Below are 15609 nucleotides of genomic sequence, written 5' to 3' on the forward strand. Positions count from 1 at the left end.
CGCCGGGATCGGGGCTGACGGTTTCAGCGGACAAGGGTCTCCTGGATGTCGGTCGCGCGGCGGGTGATCTCGGCCGCGATCCCCGAGGGGCCGGCGCCGAGCACGCTGCGCGACTCGCTGACGATGGTGGCGGCGCTCAGCGCGCCGAACAGCCGCGGCGCGTCCGCGACGGCTGCGCCCTGGTGGCCGAAGCCGGGCGCGAGCACCGGAAGTGCGGGGTGCAGCGGCTCGTCGATGCCGATGCCGAAGTCGCCCAGGGCGACAGTGGCGCCGAGCACCACGCCGACCGAGCCGATCGACGCGCGAGCGTGAGCGTCGTTCCAGGATGCCACGTCCGCCACGACCGCGCGTGCCACGGTGGATCCCGCCCGGCCGCCGTCCTGCACGAGGGCGCGCTGCACGGGGCGGGCCTCGGGGTTGGAGGTGGCTGCGAGGACGAACACGCCCTTGCCCGCCTCCTCGGCGAGGGTCAGCATCCCCTCGAGGGAGCCGAGCCCCTGGTAGGCCGCCGCGGTCATGGCGTCCGCCTCGAGCGGCGAGCCGGGCCGGAGCCACGCCTCGGCGTAGGCGGTGACGCTCGTGCCGATGTCGCCGCGCTTGACGTCGGCGATCACCAGCAGTCCGGCCTCGCGGGCGTCGGCGAGCACGCGCTCGAGCGCGGCGTAGCCCGCCGAGCCGTGCCGCTCGAAGAACGCGATCTGCGGCTTCACCACGCCCGCACGGCCGGCCGCCGCCTCGACGACCGTTCGGCCGAAGCTCTCGAGCCCGGCCGCGTCGTCGGCGAGGCCCCACGCGTCGAGCAGGTACGCGTGCGGGTCGATCCCGACGCAGAGCCGGCCGTGCGCGGCGAACGCCGCCTCGAGGCGCGAGCCGAAGGAGGCGGTGCCCGCCGCGCCGCCGCTCACGCGGTGCGCTCCGCGCGGCGCAGGGCGTAGTCCTGCAGGCTCGTCACCTCGAAGGGCTCGTTCGCCGCGTCGAGCGAGGCGACCGCCGCCGCGAGCTGGGCGATCGTGGTGAACAGCGGCTTGTCCGCGGCGACCGCGGCGGCGCGGATCTCGTAGCCGTCGGCGCGGGTCGCTCCTCCGCTGGGCGTGTTGATCACCACGTCGACCTCGTCGCGGGCGATCAGCTCGACGATGGAGGGCGCGTCGCCCTCGGCGGTCTCGCTGTACTTGCGGACCACGCGGGCCTGGATCCCGTTGCGGTTCAGCACCTCGGCCGTGCCCTCGGTCGCGAGGATGTCGAAGCCGAGCTGACGCAGGCGCAGCGCGGGCAGGACGATCGAGCGCTTGTCGCGGTCGGCGACCGAGATGAAGACGGTCCCGCTCGCCGGCATGCCGCCGTACGCGGCGTCCTGGCTCTTCGCGAAGGCGCGCGGGAAGTCGCGGTCGATCCCCATGACCTCGCCAGTGGAGCGCATCTCGGGCCCGAGCAGCGAGTCGACGATCTGGCCCTCCTTGGTGCGGAAGCGCTTGAACGGCAGGACCGCCTCCTTCACCGCGATGGGAGAGTCCATCGGGACGTCGGAGCCGTCGCGCTCGGGCAGCAGGCCCTCGGCCTTCAGCGCGGCGATGGTCTCGCCCACCATCAGGCGCGACGCGGCCTTCGCGAGCGGGATGCCCAGCGCCTTCGACACGAACGGCACGGTGCGCGAGGCCCGGGGGTTCGCCTCGAGCACGTAGAGCACGCCCTGGCCGATCGCGAACTGGACGTTCAGCAGTCCTCGGACGCCGACGCCCTGCGCGATCGCGAGGGTCGCCTCCCGCACCTGGTCGATCTGGCGGCGGCCGAGCGTCACCGGCGGGAGCGTGCACGCCGAGTCGCCGGAGTGGATGCCGGCCTCCTCGATGTGCTCCATCACTCCTCCGATGTAGAGCTGCTCGCCGTCGAAGAGCGCGTCGACGTCGATCTCGATCGCGTCGTCGAGGAAGCGGTCCACCAGCAGCGGGTGCGCCTCGTCGATGATCCCCTCGCCGGCCATCCGCTCGAAGTAGTCCTCGAGCTGGGGCGTGCCGTAGACGATCTCCATGCCGCGCCCGCCGAGGACGAACGACGGACGGACGAGGACCGGGTAGCCGATCTCCACCGCGACCTCACGGGCGCCGTCGAGGTCGGTCGCGGTGCCGTTGCGCGGAGCGAGAAGCCCCGCCTCGTCGAGGATCCGCGAGAACGCGCCGCGCTCCTCCGCGAGGTCGATGTTCGCGGGGGTGGTGCCGAGGATGGGCACGCCGGCCGCCTCGAGGCCCGCGGCGAGCCCGAGCGCCGTCTGGCCGCCCAGCTGCACGACGACGCCGACGAGCTCGCCGGACTGCGACTCCGCGTGGATGACCTCGAGCACGTCCTCGAGAGTCAGCGGCTCGAAGTAGAGGCGGTCCGAGGTGTCGTAGTCGGTCGAGACCGTCTCGGGGTTGCAGTTGATCATGATCGTCTCGAAGCCCGCGTCCGAGAGCGCGAACGAGGCGTGCACGCAGGAGTAGTCGAACTCGACCCCCTGGCCGATGCGGTTGGGGCCGGAGCCCAGGATGACGACCTTGCGGCGGTCGGCGGCGACGACCTCCGTCTCCTCGTCGTACGAGGAGTAGTGGTACGGCGTGAGCGCCGGGAACTCGCCCGCGCAGGTGTCGACGGTCTTGTAGACCGGGCGCACGTCCAGCGCGTAGCGGGTGCGGCGGACCTCCGCCTCGTCGAGCCCGCGGAGCTCGGCGATCTGCGCGTCCGAGAAGCCGTGGTCCTTCGCCAGGCGGAGGAGTCCGGCGTCGAGGCCGTCGTGCTCGCGCACCAGGTCGGCGATCTCGTTGATCAGCACGATCTGGTCGAGGAACCAGGGGTCGATCTTCGTGGACTCGAACGCTTGCTCGACCGTGGCTCCCAGGCGCAGCGCCTGCTGCACGGTGACGATGCGGCCGTCGGTCGGGGTCCTCGCGATCTCGAGGAGCTCCTCGACCGAGCGCTCCTGCGCGCCCCAGTGGAACGACGAGCCGCGCTTCTCGAGCGAGCGGAGCGCCTTCTGCAGCGCCTGCGCGTAGTTGCGGCCGATCGCCATCGCCTCGCCCACCGACTTCATGGTCGTGGTCAGCGTCTTGTCGGCGGCCGGGAACTTCTCGAACGCGAACCGCGGGACCTTCACGACCACGTAGTCCAGCGTCGGCTCGAAGCTCGCCGGCGTCACCTTGGTGATGTCGTTCGGGATCTCGTCCAGGCGGTAGCCGATGGCGAGCTTCGCGGCGATCTTGGCGATCGGGAAGCCGGTCGCCTTGGAGGCGAGGGCGGAGGAGCGGGAGACGCGCGGGTTCATCTCGATCACGATGATCCGGCCGTCCGCCGGGTCGATCGCGAACTGGATGTTGCAGCCGCCGGTGTCCACGCCCACGTCGCGGATGATCCGGATGCCGATGTCGCGCAGCTTCTGGTACTCGCGGTCGGTGAGGGTCAGCGCCGGTGCGACGGTGATCGAGTCGCCCGTGTGCACGCCGACGGGGTCGACGTTCTCGATCGAGCAGACGACGACCGTGTTGTCGGCCGTGTCGCGCATGAGCTCGAGCTCGTACTCCTTCCAGCCGAGGATCGACTCCTCCAGGAGCACCTCGGTGGTGGGGCTCTGGTGCAGGCCGTCGCCGACCATCCGCACCAGCTCCTCGCGGGTGTAGGCGAAGCCGGAGCCCAGGCCGCCCATGGTGAACGACGGGCGGATGACGAGGGGGTAGCCCAGGTCCTCGGCGTACTCGATCGCCTCGTCGACGGTGTGCGCGATGTAGGACTTCGCGACGTCGGCGCCCGCGTCCAGCACCAGCTGCTTGAAGATCTGGCGGTCCTCGCCGCGGTTGATCGCCTCGAAGCTCGCGCCGATGAGCTCGACGCCGTACTTCTCGAGGATCCCGAGGTCGTGCAGCTGGATGGCCGCGTTCAGGGCCGTCTGCCCGCCGAGGGTCGGCAGGATGGCGTCCGGCTTCTCCTTGGCGATGATCGCCTCGATCGCCTTGGGCGTGATCGGCTCCACGTAGGTGGCGTCGGCGAAGTCGGGATCGGTCATGATCGTCGCCGGGTTGGAGTTGACGAGGATCACGCGCACCCCCTCGGCGCGCAGCACGCGGCAGGCCTGGGTGCCGGAGTAGTCGAACTCGACGGCCTGTCCGATGACGATCGGGCCGGAGCCGATGACCAGGACGCTCTGGATGTCTTCCCTGCGCGGCATTACTTCTGCTCTCCGATGCTGCTGATCGTGGGGATGTCGGTGGGCTCCGAGGCCCCGCGCCCGGCCGTGCGCTGCACGACCATCTCGCGGAAGCGGTCGAAGAGGTGGTTGGAGTCGTGCGGGCCGGCCGCCGCCTCCGGGTGGTACTGCACCGAGAAGGCGGGGATGTCGAGGCAGCGCAGGCCCTCCACGACCGAGTCGTTGAGGGAGTAGTGGCTGACCTCGACGCGGCCGAAGCCCTCGGGCGAGTCCAGCTCGCCCTCGATCGGCGCGTCCACGGCGAACCCGTGGTTCTGCGAGGTGATCTCCACGCGGCCGGTGAGCTTGTCGAGCACGGGCTGGTTGATCCCGCGGTGGCCGAACGGGAGCTTGTAGGTGCCGAAGCCGAGAGCGCGCCCCAGCAGCTGGTTGCCGAAGCAGATGCCGAAGAACGGCAGGTCGGCGCGCAGGGTGGTGCGCAGCAGCTCGACGTGGCGGTCCGAGGCCTCGGGGTCGCCGGGGCCGTTGGAGAAGAAGAGCGCGGACGGGTCGAGCGCGAGCACCTGCTCGGCGGTCACCGACTCGGGCAGCACGTGGACGTCGAAGCCGCGCTCCGCGAGGTAGTTGACCGTCGAGGTCTTCACCCCCAGGTCGATGACCGCGACCGAGCCGACGCGCTCGCCGCGGGCAGGCACCGTGTACTGCTCGTCGGTCGAGACCGAGGAGGAGAGGTTGAGCCCCTGCATCTGCCGGCCGCCGAGGACCAGCGCGAGCTGCTCCTCCTCGGGGAGGGCGAGGTCCTCGCCGGAGAACACGCCGGCGCGCATCGAGCCGGCCGAGCGGATGTGGCGGGTGATCGCCCGGGTGTCGACGCCGGAGATCCCGACGATGCCGTCGGTCTCCAGGTCGTCGCCGAGGGAGCGCTGCGCGCGGAAGTTGGAGACGACGCGGGAGGGGTCGCGGACGACGTAGCCGGCGACCCAGATGCGGCGCGACTCCTTGTCCTCGTCGTTGGTCCCGGTGTTGCCGATGTGGGGCGCGGTCTGCACGACGATCTGGCCGGCGTAGCTCGGGTCGGTCAGCGTCTCCTGGTAGCCGGTCATGCCGGTGGCGAAGACGATCTCGCCCAGGGTGCGGCCTCGGGCGCCGTAGGCCTGTCCCCGGAATCGTCGTCCGTCCTCGAGGACGAGGACGGCGGTGGGTTCGGTGCTGAGGCGTGTCGTTGGCACGGACTAGGAGCCCTTCTGGGTCGTGTCGGGGCCGCCGTCGGCGGCTCCGGGGTGGGAGGGGGAGGAACGGGGGCCGGCGAGGCGCTGCAGCTCGGCGACCAGGTGCGCCCGGAGGGCGGGCTCGGCCACGCGGAGGTAGCTGTCGACGGTCTCGTCGCCGCGGGGCGACCAGGAGATCACGAGCAGGCCGCCCTCCTCGACGACGCGGTCGATCACGTAGCTGCCCTGGCCCGCTCCGCGCAGGAGGGAGGCCGGGATCACCGTCTCGCGCTCGCCGACGGGGGCGATCACGACGCCGCGCTCGTGGAGGCGCAGCACAGCGTTGCCGCGGAAGCCGAGCCCCGGCAGCACGACGCGCTCGAGCGGCTGCTCGAAGCGGGTCGTGGCCACGTACGGGAGGTCGACGCGCTCGACCTCGGCGCCCAGCGAGGACGCGGGCACGGGCTCCGGCGCGAGGGCGGCCGAGCGGCGGCGCCGCGCGCGCCAGGAGAGCAGCATGCCGACGAAGACGAGGACGACGACCGCGGCGATGACGATCGTGATCGCGGCCCTATCCACGGGAGGCCTTCGCGGAGGCGGCGACGACCGCCGCGTCGACGAGCTCGCCGTCCAGCACGGTCGGGAAGCCCCGGTGGAGGGTGGCGACGACGCGGCCCGGCAGCTCGCGACCGAGGTACGGGGAGTTGCCGCTGCGGCCGCGCAGGTCCTCGACGGAGAAGCGGCGTCGCGCCTCCGGGTCGTAGAGCACGACGTTCGCGGCGGCCCCGACGGCGAGGCCGCGGTCGTAGCCGTCGAGCCGGCCGATGCGGGCGGGGGCGGAGGAGAGCACGCGCGCGACGTCGGACCAGCTCATCCGCCCGTCCTCGACGACGGCGGCGTGCACCACGCTCAGCGCGCTCTCGAGGCCGACCATGCCGAACGCCGCGGCGTCCCACTCGCAGTCCTTCGCCTCGACCGGGTGCGGCGCGTGGTCGGTGGCGACGATGTCGATGGTGCCGTCGGCGAGGGCCTCGCGGAGGGCGAGCACGTCCTCGTCGCGGCGCAGCGGCGGGTTCACCTTGAAGCGGGCGTCGTAGCTCGGCCCGTCCTGGCCGGCGACGGCCTGCTCGGTGAGGAGCAGGTGGTGGGGGGTGACCTCGGCGGTCACGTCGATCCCCCGGGCCTTCGCCCAGCGGATGACGTCGACCGAGCCCGCGGTCGAGACGTGGCAGACGTGCAGGCGGGAGCCCACGTGCTCGGCGAGGAGCACGTCGCGGGCGATGATCGCCTCCTCGGCCACGGCGGGCCAGCCCTGCAGGCCGAGGGCGCTGGAGACGGCGCCCTCGTTCATCTGCGCGCCGACGGTGAGCCGCGGCTCCTGCGCGTGCTGGGCGACGACTCCGTCGAACGCCTTGACGTACTCGAGAGCGCGGCGCATCAGCAGCGCGTCCGAGACGCACTTCCCGTCGTCCGAGAAGACCCGCACGGCCGCGCGGCTGCGGGCCATCGCGCCGAGCTCGGCGAGCGACTCCCCCGCCAGACCCACGGTCACCGCGCCGATCGGGCGGACCGTCGCGTAGCCGGCGTCCTCGCCCAGGCTCTGCACCTGCTCGACCACGCCCGCGGTGTCCTGCACCGGCGAGGTGTTCGCCATCGCGAAGACGGCGGTGAAGCCTCCGGCGGCCGCAGCTCGCGTGCCGGTGAGGATCGTCTCGCTCTGCTCGAACCCCGGCTCGCGCAGGTGCGTGTGCAGGTCGACCAGGCCGGGCAGCGCCAGCAGGCCGTCGGCGTCGATCACGCGGGCCCCGCGCGAGTCGAGGTCGGCGCCGATCTCGACGATCACGCCCCCATCGATCAGCAGGTCGGCGGTCGACTCGTCGGCGAGCGTCGCTCCCGAGATCAGGATCCGCTCCGGCGCCGTGCTCTGAAGCGGCTGGGCAGTGCTCATCAGTGGACCTCCCGTTCGCCGGACAGCAGCAGGTAGAGCGCGGCCATCCGGACGGACACTCCGTTCGTGACCTGTTCGAGCACCGTGGAGCGGCTCGAATCGGCGGCCGCCGAGGAGATCTCGACGCCCCTGTTCATGGGTCCGGGGTGCATGACGATGGTATCGGGACCCAGCCGGGCGAGCCGCTCGTCGTCGAGGCCCCAGATCCGCGCGTACTCCCGGCCGTTGGGGAAGAACCCGCTCGACATCCGCTCGAGCTGGATGCGCAGGAGCATCACGACGTCGGGGAGCCCGGTGTCGATCGCCTCGTCCAGATCGAAGCGGATGGTCGCGGGCCAGTCGCGCGTGTCGACCGGCACGAGGGTCGGCGGTGCGACCAGCGTCACCTCGGCGCCCAGCGCCGTCAGCAGCCAGACGTTCGAGCGCGCCACCCGCGAGTGCAGGACGTCGCCCACGATCGTGACCGCGACGCCGTCGAGGCTCTTGCCGCGGGACGCGGAGGCGCCGTGCAGGCGCCGGCGGATGGTGAACGCATCCAGGAGCGCCTGGGTCGGGTGCTCGTGGGTCCCGTCGCCGGCGTTGAGGATCGACGCGTCGATCCAGCCGCTCGCCGCCAGAACCGCGGGGGCTCCGGAGGCGCTGTGGCGGATGACCACGCCGTCGGCGCCCATCGCGGCGAGCGTCTGCGCGGTGTCCTTCAGGCTCTCGCCCTTGGAGACGCTGGAGCCCTTCGCGCTGAAGTTGATGACGTCGGCCGAGAGCCGCTTCGCCGCCGCCTCGAACGAGATCCGCGTGCGGGTGGAGTCCTCGAAGAAGAGATTGACCACGGTCTTCCCGCGCAGGGTCGGCAGCTTCTTGACCTCGCGGTTCTGCACGTCCGCCATGTCCTCGGCGATGTCGAGGAGTGCGATCGCGCTCGCGCGGTCGAGGTCCCGGGTCGAGAGCAGGTGCTTCACGGAGCCGTCTCCTCGCCGGTGGCCTGCGACTCGATCGCGACCAGGTCCTCACCGTCCGTCTCGACGAGCCGGACGTTGATCCGCTCGCTCAGGCTGCTCGGCAGGTTCTTGCCGACGAAGTCCGCCCGGATCGGGAGCTCGCGGTGTCCGCGGTCGACCAGCGCGGCCAGCCGCACGGCTCGCGGACGGCCGATGTCGCTGAGGGCGTCCAGGGCGGCGCGGATGGTGCGGCCCGAGAAGAGGACGTCGTCGACGAGGACCACGGTCCGGCCGTCGATGCTCGCGGGGACGGCGGTGCGCGCGGGGGTGCGGACCGGGTGCCGGGAGAGGTCGTCGCGGTACATCGTCACGTCGAGGGAGCCGGCGAAGACGGGGGGCCCGTCCGGCTCGATCCGCGCGATCGTCTCGGCGATGCGCCTCGCGAGGGCGACGCCGCGCGTCGGGATGCCGAGGACGACCAGCGACTCGGGGCCGCGGTTCGACTCGAGGATCTCGTGGGCGATGCGCGTGAGCGCTCGCGTGATGTCAGCGCCGTTGAGCACGATTCGTGCCGTCACACCGACCTCCTTCCCCGCCTCACAGGACGGCTGTTAAAGGAAAAGCCGTGTCGAGTATAGGGGCCGTCGCGCGGCCCGCCGGACGGGCAGCCCGGGAACGACCGCGGCCCGCCCGATCACGGGGATCCGGCAGGCCGAGCAGGTCTCCGGGGCGGGTCAGGCCGTCGTGCGGGACTCCGCGACGGAGGCGAGGAGCCCGTTGATGAAGCCCGCCGAGTCGTCGGTCGACAGCGACGTGGCGGCCTCGACGGCCTCCGAGATGGCGACGCCGTCGGGCACCGCGTCGTTGTGCAGGATCTCCCACACCCCGATCCGGAGGATCGCGCGGTCGACCAGCGGCATGCGCGAGAGTGTCCAGCCCTGGGCGAGCCGGGCGATCAGCTCGTCGATCTCGTCGGCGTGGTCGATGACCCCGTCGACGATCTCACGGGCGTAGAGCCACGAGGCCTCACGGGCCGGCTCGTTCGCCGCCCGCTCGGCCTCGGCGCGCAGCGACTGGGCGAAGCTGATCTGCCGGACGTCGGCGTTGTAGAGGATGTCGAGGGCGCGCTTGCGCGCCTTCGTGCGAGCACTCACGGGAGGCCCGGCTCAGCTGACGCGGCCGAGGTAGTCGCCCGTGCGGGTGTCGACCTTGACCTTCGTGCCCTGCTCGAGGAACAGCGGGACCTGGATCTGGTAGCCGGTCTCGACCGTCGCGGGCTTGGTGCCGCCGGTCGAGCGGTCGCCCTGGAGGCCCGGCTCCGTGTACGTGATCTCGAGGACGACCGAGGCGGGGAGGTCGATGTAGAGCGGGTCGCCGTCGTGCAGGGCGAGGGTCACGTTCTGGTTCTCGAGCATGAAGTTCGCCGCGTCGCCGACGACCGCCTCGGGGACGGTGATCTGGTCGTAGTCGCTGGTGTCCATGAACACGAAGTCCGCGCCGTCGCGGTAGAGGTACTGGAAGTCGCGGCGGTCGACGTTGGCCGTGTCGATCTTGGCGCCCGCGTTGAAGGTCTTGTCGACGACCTTGCCCGTGAGGACGTTCTTCATCTTGGTGCGGACGAAGGCGCCGCCCTTGCCCGGCTTGACGTGCTGGAAGTCGATGACGTTCCAGAGCTGGCCGTCGATGCTGAGGACGGTGCCGTTCTTGATGTCGGTGGTAGAGGCCATGCGAAGGGGGATCCGTTTCGGTGGAAGTCTGCGCCGGCGAGCCCGGTACGCGGGCGCGGCGATATCGGCCGGTCCGGCTGACCCGTCGAGTGTAGTCGACGCGGCCCCGTCGGCAGAGGAGTCTGGACGCCGCGTGCGAATCGCCCCACCGGTCCGCGGGAGCGCGAGACGGTGGAGGACCGACCCCGAGGAGGAGCACAGGGACGCCGTTCCCGCCGACACCGTCGTGCCGCCCTGGTACTCGATCGCGTTCATCGCCGTGCCGATCGTCATCGCCGTCGTGATCGTGCTCGTCGTGGTGCTGATCGTCGTGAACGTGCGCCGGGCGCGCTCGCTCGGAGTGGATCCGCTGACCCTGCGGACCGACGTCGCGGCCCGCTTCGCGCGCGAGGGTCCCGGCTCCGCCCGCCCGCTGGCGGACCGGCTCGCCGAGCTGGAGGCGCTGCGAGCGGCGGGCACGATCACCGAGGCCGAGTACGCCCAGGCGCGGAGGGCCGCCCTGGGTGGAGGCTGACGGCGCCGCCCGGGCTCAGCCGAGCCGGACCTACGATCCGATCTCCTGATACGCCGCGAACAGCAGCGACGTCTCCGGCCCCTGCAGGATGCTCGGGCGGGCGATGTCGTCGAGGACCACGAAGCGGAGCATCCCCGCGCGGGTCTTCTTGTCGCGCTGCATCGCGGCGAGGAGCGTCTCCCATCGTCCGAGCGGGTAGCTCGTCGGCAGGGTCAGCGATTCGAGGACCCGGCGCTGGCGGTCCACGACCGCGTCGCTGAGCGATCCGGTCAGGCGCGAGAGCTCCGCCGCGAACATCATCCCGACGGAGACGGCCGCGCCGTGGCGCCACTGGTAGCGCTCGGCGTGCTCGACCGCGTGCCCGAGGGTGTGCCCGTAGTTCAGGATCTCGCGCAGGCCCTTCTCGGTGAAGTCCTCGCCGACGACCCGCGCCTTGATCCCGATCGACAGCTCGACCAGGCTGCGGAACTCCTCCGACGTCGGGTCGGTGGCCAGGTCGATGTCGGACTCGATGATGTCGAGGATGCGCGGCTCGGCGATCATCCCGTACTTCACGATCTCGCCGAAGCCGGCCAGGATCTCGTTGCGCGGGAGGCTGGTCAGCACGTCGAGGTCGGCGACGACCGCCCGCGGCGCGTGGAAGGCGCCGACGAGGTTCTTGCCCTCGGCCGTGTTGATGCCGGTCTTCCCCCCGACGGCCGCGTCGACCATCCCGAGCACGGTGGTCGGCACCTGCACCAGGTCGACCCCGCGGAGCCAGGTGGCGGCGACGAAGCCGGCCAGGTCGGTGATCGCGCCGCCGCCGAAGCCGACGACCGCGTCCGTGCGGGTGAAGTCCGACTGCCCCATCACCTGCCAGCAGAAGGCCGCCACCTCCACGCGCTTCGCGGCCTCGGCGTCCGGGACCTCGGCGAGCAGCACCTCGTAGCGCTCGAGCAGGCTCTCGCGGATCTCGGCGGCGAGGACCGCGAGGGTCGGCGGGTGCACGATGAGCACCTTCGCGGCCCGGGGGCCGATCGCGTCGGCGAGGCCGTCGAGGAGTCCGCGCCCGACGTGGATGTCGTAGCCGTTCTCTCCGGCGACGGGGATGGCGGTGGTGCCGTCGTTCATGACTGTCTTCCGCTCGGGCGGCTCGCGGCCGCCGGGTCCGATGGTGCAGGGGTGGCGGAGGGGCGCTGCGCGCGCACCCACTCCGCGATCTCGGCGGCGATCAGGGTGATCGGCCGCCGGGAGGTGTCGACCACGGTGTCCGCGAGGGACTCGTAGACCGGGCGCCGCTCGTCGAAGATGCGGACCCAGTCGCCGACCCCGCCGCGCACCAGCGGGCGGGAGCCGGAGCCGAGCCGGTCGCGGACGGCCTCGGCCGTGGTGGTGAGGAGCACGACGGGGACGTCCGCGAGGTCGGCGCGCGTCGCGGGATCGAGCACCGCTCCCCCGCCGAGGCTCAGCACCACGTCGCGGCGGACGGCGCGCTCGACGACGCGGCGCTCCTCCCGGCGGAAGGCCGGCTCGCCGTGGGCGTCGAAGTAGGGGGCGATCGGGCCGTGGGTGCGCACGAACTCCGCGTCGGAGTCGACGAACCCGGCGCTCAGCGCCTTCGCGACCCGCTTGCCGATCGTCGTCTTGCCGGCCCCCATCGGGCCGATCAGGACGAGGCGGGCGCGGGCCGCGCCGGTATCGTGACCCGCCATCAGCGGGCCGCCGAGGACGCGGCCATCAGGCGAGCCCGAGACCCGGGTCGCTCGCGGCGGCCGTGCGGAGCTCGTCGGGGATGGCGGCGAGGTAGCCCTGCAGGTTGCGGCGGGTCTCGGTGACGCTGTCGCCGCCGAACTTCTCGAGCACGGCGTTCGCGAGCACCAGGGCGACCATCGCCTCCGCGACGACACCGGACGCCGGCACCGCGCAGACGTCGGAGCGCTGGTGGTGAGCGCCGGCTGCCTCGCCGGTGGCGACGTCGACGGTGCGCAGCGCGTGCGGCACGGTCGCGATCGGCTTCATGCCGGCGCGGACCCGCAGCACGGTCCCCGTGCTCATCCCGCCCTCGGTGCCGCCGGCCCGGTCGCTGGACCGGGAGATTCCGGCGGCGGACTGGAAGAGCTCGTCGTGCGCCTCCGAGCCGCGGCGGGTGGTGGTGAGGAAGCCGTCGCCGACCTCGACGCCCTTGATCGCCTGGATCCCCATCAGGGCCGCCGCGAGCTGGGAGTCGAGACGACGGTCCCAGTGCACGTAGGACCCGAGTCCGGGCGGGAGACCGTACGCGAGGACCTCGACCACGCCGCCGAGGGTGTCGCCGTCGTCGTGGGCGCGGTCCACCTCGGCGACCATGAGGGCGCTGGTCGCGGCATCGTGGCAGCGCAGCGGATCCGCGTCCAGGGCGGCGACGTCGGCCGGGCCGGGCAGCGGCGAGCCCTCGGGCACGCGGACCGGCCCGATGGCGAGGGTGTGGCTGACGAGCGAGACGCCGAGCTCGCCGAGGAAGCGGCGGGCGACGGCGCCGAGGGCGACGCGGGCCGCGGTCTCGCGGGCGGAGGCGCGCTCGAGCACGTTGCGGGACTCGGGGAAGCCGTACTTCTGCATCCCGACGAGGTCGGCGTGGCCCGGGCGGGGCCGTGTGAGCGCGGCGCCGCGGCCCTTGGGCAGGCTCTCGGGGTCACGGGGCTCCGCCGACATGACGTCGACCCAGCGCGGCCACTCCGTGTTGCCGATGCGCAGGGCGATGGGGCTGCCCATCGTCGCTCCGTGCCGGACGCCGGAGGAGATCGTCAGCTCGTCCTGCTCGAAGTTCATCCGGGCTCCGCGGCCGTAGCCGAGCTTCCGGCGCGCCAGATCGGCGCGGATGTCGTCGAGGGAGACGGGGACGCCCGCCGGCAGTCCTTCGAGGACGGCGACGAGTTCGGGACCGTGGGATTCCCCGGCCGTGAGCCAACGGAGCATCCTCCGATTCTGGCACACGAGGTCAGTGCGCCGGACCCGCCGAGACGGCTCGGCGCATCGCCGCGAGCACCTCGTCCTCGCGATCGAGAGGCAGGACCGGGTCGCCGCCGACGAAGATCCGCACCTGCACGAGTGCCTGGTGGAGCAGCATCCCGAGCCCGGAGACGACCGGGGAGCCGCCCTGCTCCCAGCGCCGGGCGAGCGCGCTCGGCCACGGGGAGTACGCCACGTCGAACAGGGTCGAGCCCGCGACCGCCGCGTCGGGCACGTCGAGGCCGTCCGCCGCCCCGCCGGGGAGCGTCGAGATCACCAGTGGCGCTCCGGTGGACCAGTCGGCGAAGGAGCGGACCGAGAGCGGGACGCCGAGCGACTCCGCGAGCGGAGCGAGCTCGACGGCCCTCGACGCCGTCCGCAGGACGAGGTCGACCCGCGCCGCGCCGAGCTCGGCGGCGGCGGCCAGGGCGGAGGCGGCGGTCGCTCCCCCGCCGAGCACCTGGACGCGCTCCGCCGAGACGACGCCCGCCTCGGCGAGGGCGCGCACGATGCCCGCGACGTCGGTGTTGAACCCGCGGAGGCGGGGTGCCGGACCGGAGCGGTCGACCAGCACGGTGTTGACCGCGCCGGTGACCCGGGCGACCGCGTCCTCCTCCGCCAGCAGCGGGCGCACCGCGTGCTTGAGCGGCATGGTCAGCGACAGTCCGTGCCAGGGCTCACCGGACACGACCTCGGAGAGGGTCGCCTCCGTCGTCTCGACGGCGCGGTAGCTCCAGTCGAGTCCGAGCACCCGGTAGGCGGCCGCGTGCAGCGCGGGCGACTTCGAGTGCGCAATCGGCGCGCCGAGGACCGCGAGGCGGTACCCGGCGGCCGTCACTGGTACTCCGGGTGGTCCCGCATCCAGGCCTGCCACTGGTCGACGGCCGCGTTGTGCTCGGCGTCGGTGGTGGAGTAGACCGTCTCGCCCGTCTCGAGGTTCACCGTGACGAAGTACATCCAGGTGCCGTCCGCGGGGTGCATGACCGCGTCGATCGCCACATCGCCCGGGTTCGAGATCGGCGCGGGCGGCAGGCCGTCGCGCTGGTAGGTGTTGTAGACGTTGCCGGCGTCGTTCCGCTCGGCGTCCGTGGTCGAGACGCGGTCGGTCGCGCCGGTGCCGTACGCCACGGTCGCGTCCGACTGCAGGCGCCACCCCTGGTCGAGGCGGTTCTGGAACACGCGCGCGACCTTCGGGAAGTCCTCGGCGACGCGGGCCTCGCGCTGCACGAGGGACGCGAACACCACGACGCGGTAGCGGTCGTCCACCGGCACGCCGGCCTGGTCGAGCGACTGGTACATCCGGTCGACCAGCGTCTTCAGGATGTCGTGCGCCGGCGTCGACGGGTCGATGTCGTAGGTCGCGGGGAACAGGAACCCCTCGAGGCTCGTCGCCCCGGCCGGGAGCCCGAACGAGCCCCAGTCGGCGGCGGCCGCCTCGAGGTCCGTCAGCGCGACCCCGGTGCCGTCCGCGATGAGCGGCAGCGCCTCCTTGAGCGCCGTCCCCTCGGGGATGACGAAGGTGTTCGCGAGGCGCGTCGACTCGGAGTCGAGCAGCGCCGACAGTGCGGCCTTGGCGCTCATCTCGGCCTTGAGCGAGTACGCGCCGGGCTGGAAGACGGGCTCCGGGCTCTGGGCGAGGAGCAGGTCGTAGAAGGGGTCGTACGACTTGATGACCCCGTCCGAGACGAGGTTGTTGGCGATGTCGCTGCCGCCGTCGCCTTGGTGGATCGTGAACAGCACCTCGCTCGAGCCGGTGCCGGTGAAGTCGGTCGGCTCGGGCTCGGCGAACAGGCCGCGCACGGGCTCGAGGAAGATCGTCACCGCGATGGCGACGAGCGCGGCGAAGACGCCGAAGGCCAGAAGCCCGCCGATGAGCCCGCGGCGGCTGCGGCGCTTCTTCGCGCCACCCGTCGCGCGAGCCGCGCGGCGACGCTTCGGGCGCGCGTCCGGGTCGAACGCGGCCGCGTCGTCGCGGCCGCGGGGCTCGGGCACGTCGGGCCCGGTGAAGAGGCGGCCCAGAGGATCGTGCGCCTCAGTCGGCGCGGGCTGCTGCTCCGGAGTCGGGTCGGGCGGAGTCGGCTGCGCCTGCTCGGCGGCGCGGGCGTCGCGGCGGCTCGGGGGGACGTCGGTCACGGGGAG

The 15609-nt window shown here is 72.5% G+C and carries 15 protein-coding genes; 1 reads left to right on the forward strand and 14 read right to left on the reverse strand.

Annotated elements, in window-relative coordinates:
- Nucleotides 1–23: 23 nt before the first annotated feature.
- From pyrF to efp, 9 genes are all read right to left on the reverse strand, one after another.
- Nucleotides 24–905: an orotidine-5'-phosphate decarboxylase gene (gene pyrF / locus C5C71_RS03250; protein ID WP_104337140.1), complete on the reverse strand. Its 882-nt coding sequence runs from the start codon at nucleotides 903–905 to the stop codon at nucleotides 24–26.
- Nucleotides 902–4192, reverse strand: coding sequence for a carbamoyl-phosphate synthase large subunit (carB, locus tag C5C71_RS03255; RefSeq protein ID WP_104221829.1), 3291 nt, complete (start codon nucleotides 4190–4192; stop codon nucleotides 902–904). The genes pyrF and carB overlap by 4 nt, the downstream gene beginning before the upstream one ends.
- Nucleotides 4192–5400 (reverse strand): glutamine-hydrolyzing carbamoyl-phosphate synthase small subunit, encoded by a 1209-nt coding sequence (carA, locus tag C5C71_RS03260; RefSeq protein WP_104337141.1) that lies wholly within the window; start codon nucleotides 5398–5400, stop codon nucleotides 4192–4194. Before carA ends, carB begins: the two co-directional genes overlap by 1 nt.
- A gap of 3 nt (nucleotides 5401–5403) precedes the next feature.
- A complete protein-coding gene (locus C5C71_RS03265; protein ID WP_104255383.1) occupies nucleotides 5404–5958 on the reverse strand; it encodes a hypothetical protein in 555 nt (184 codons plus the stop codon).
- On the reverse strand, nucleotides 5951–7327 hold the full coding sequence (locus C5C71_RS03270; RefSeq protein WP_104224748.1) for a dihydroorotase: 1377 nt from the start codon (nucleotides 7325–7327) through the stop codon (nucleotides 5951–5953). Before C5C71_RS03270 ends, C5C71_RS03265 begins: the two co-directional genes overlap by 8 nt.
- Complete coding sequence (locus tag C5C71_RS03275; RefSeq protein ID WP_104224749.1) at nucleotides 7327–8283, reverse strand: aspartate carbamoyltransferase catalytic subunit; 957 nt, start codon at nucleotides 8281–8283, stop codon at nucleotides 7327–7329. The genes C5C71_RS03270 and C5C71_RS03275 overlap by 1 nt, the downstream gene beginning before the upstream one ends.
- Nucleotides 8280–8840, reverse strand: a complete 561-nt coding sequence (gene pyrR, locus C5C71_RS03280; RefSeq protein ID WP_104224750.1) for a bifunctional pyr operon transcriptional regulator/uracil phosphoribosyltransferase PyrR — start codon at nucleotides 8838–8840, stop codon at nucleotides 8280–8282. The genes C5C71_RS03275 and pyrR overlap by 4 nt, the downstream gene beginning before the upstream one ends.
- Before the next feature lie 156 nt (nucleotides 8841–8996).
- The gene (gene nusB, locus C5C71_RS03285) at nucleotides 8997–9416 is read right to left on the reverse strand and encodes a transcription antitermination factor NusB (RefSeq protein WP_104224751.1); all 420 of its coding nucleotides are present in this window, start codon (nucleotides 9414–9416) and stop codon (nucleotides 8997–8999) included.
- A gap of 12 nt (nucleotides 9417–9428) precedes the next feature.
- A complete protein-coding gene (efp, locus tag C5C71_RS03290) occupies nucleotides 9429–9989 on the reverse strand; it encodes an elongation factor P (protein ID WP_068210208.1) in 561 nt (186 codons plus the stop codon).
- A 133-nt stretch (nucleotides 9990–10122) separates the two neighbouring features.
- On the opposite strand from efp, the gene C5C71_RS03295 reads away from it, so the two are divergent.
- The gene (locus C5C71_RS03295; protein WP_146084415.1) at nucleotides 10123–10503 is read left to right on the forward strand and encodes an SHOCT domain-containing protein; all 381 of its coding nucleotides are present in this window, start codon (nucleotides 10123–10125) and stop codon (nucleotides 10501–10503) included.
- Between the two features lie 30 nt (nucleotides 10504–10533).
- Here the strand turns inward: C5C71_RS03295 and aroB are convergent, their stop codons facing one another.
- From aroB to mltG, 5 genes are read right to left on the reverse strand one after another with little or no spacing between them, the layout of a single operon-like run.
- Entirely contained in the window at nucleotides 10534–11613 is a 1080-nt protein-coding gene (gene aroB / locus C5C71_RS03300) for a 3-dehydroquinate synthase (protein WP_104225324.1), read from the reverse strand.
- On the reverse strand, nucleotides 11610–12194 hold the full coding sequence (locus C5C71_RS03305; protein WP_104327533.1) for a shikimate kinase: 585 nt from the start codon (nucleotides 12192–12194) through the stop codon (nucleotides 11610–11612). The genes aroB and C5C71_RS03305 overlap by 4 nt, the downstream gene beginning before the upstream one ends.
- Nucleotides 12195–12219: 25 nt before the next feature.
- On the reverse strand, nucleotides 12220–13437 hold the full coding sequence (gene aroC / locus C5C71_RS03310) for a chorismate synthase (protein WP_104246778.1): 1218 nt from the start codon (nucleotides 13435–13437) through the stop codon (nucleotides 12220–12222).
- A gap of 22 nt (nucleotides 13438–13459) precedes the next feature.
- Complete coding sequence (locus tag C5C71_RS03315; protein ID WP_258059240.1) at nucleotides 13460–14308, reverse strand: shikimate dehydrogenase; 849 nt, start codon at nucleotides 14306–14308, stop codon at nucleotides 13460–13462.
- Nucleotides 14305–15603, reverse strand: a complete 1299-nt coding sequence (gene mltG, locus C5C71_RS03320) for an endolytic transglycosylase MltG (RefSeq protein WP_104313171.1) — start codon at nucleotides 15601–15603, stop codon at nucleotides 14305–14307. The genes C5C71_RS03315 and mltG overlap by 4 nt, the downstream gene beginning before the upstream one ends.
- Between the last annotated feature and the right edge of the window lie 6 nt (nucleotides 15604–15609).

The sequence above is a fragment of the Rathayibacter sp. AY1C1 genome, assembly GCF_002932105.1.
In the GTDB taxonomy this organism is placed as follows: Bacteria; Actinomycetota; Actinomycetes; order Actinomycetales; family Microbacteriaceae; genus Rathayibacter.

Excerpts from the sequence above, each read along its gene's own strand:
- carB (WP_104221829.1), bottom strand. The coding sequence starts at position 4,192 with ATGCCGCGCAGGGAAGACATCCAGAGCGTCCTGGTCATCGGCTCCGGC.
- C5C71_RS03270 (WP_104224748.1), bottom strand. The coding sequence starts at position 7,327 with ATGAGCACTGCCCAGCCGCTTCAGAGCACGGCGCCGGAGCGGATCCTG.
- efp (WP_068210208.1), bottom strand. The coding sequence starts at position 9,989 with ATGGCCTCTACCACCGACATCAAGAACGGCACCGTCCTCAGCATCGAC.
- aroB (WP_104225324.1), bottom strand. The coding sequence starts at position 11,613 with ATGAACGACGGCACCACCGCCATCCCCGTCGCCGGAGAGAACGGCTAC.
- C5C71_RS03305 (WP_104327533.1), bottom strand. The coding sequence starts at position 12,194 with ATGGCGGGTCACGATACCGGCGCGGCCCGCGCCCGCCTCGTCCTGATC.
- aroC (WP_104246778.1), bottom strand. The coding sequence starts at position 13,437 with ATGCTCCGTTGGCTCACGGCCGGGGAATCCCACGGTCCCGAACTCGTC.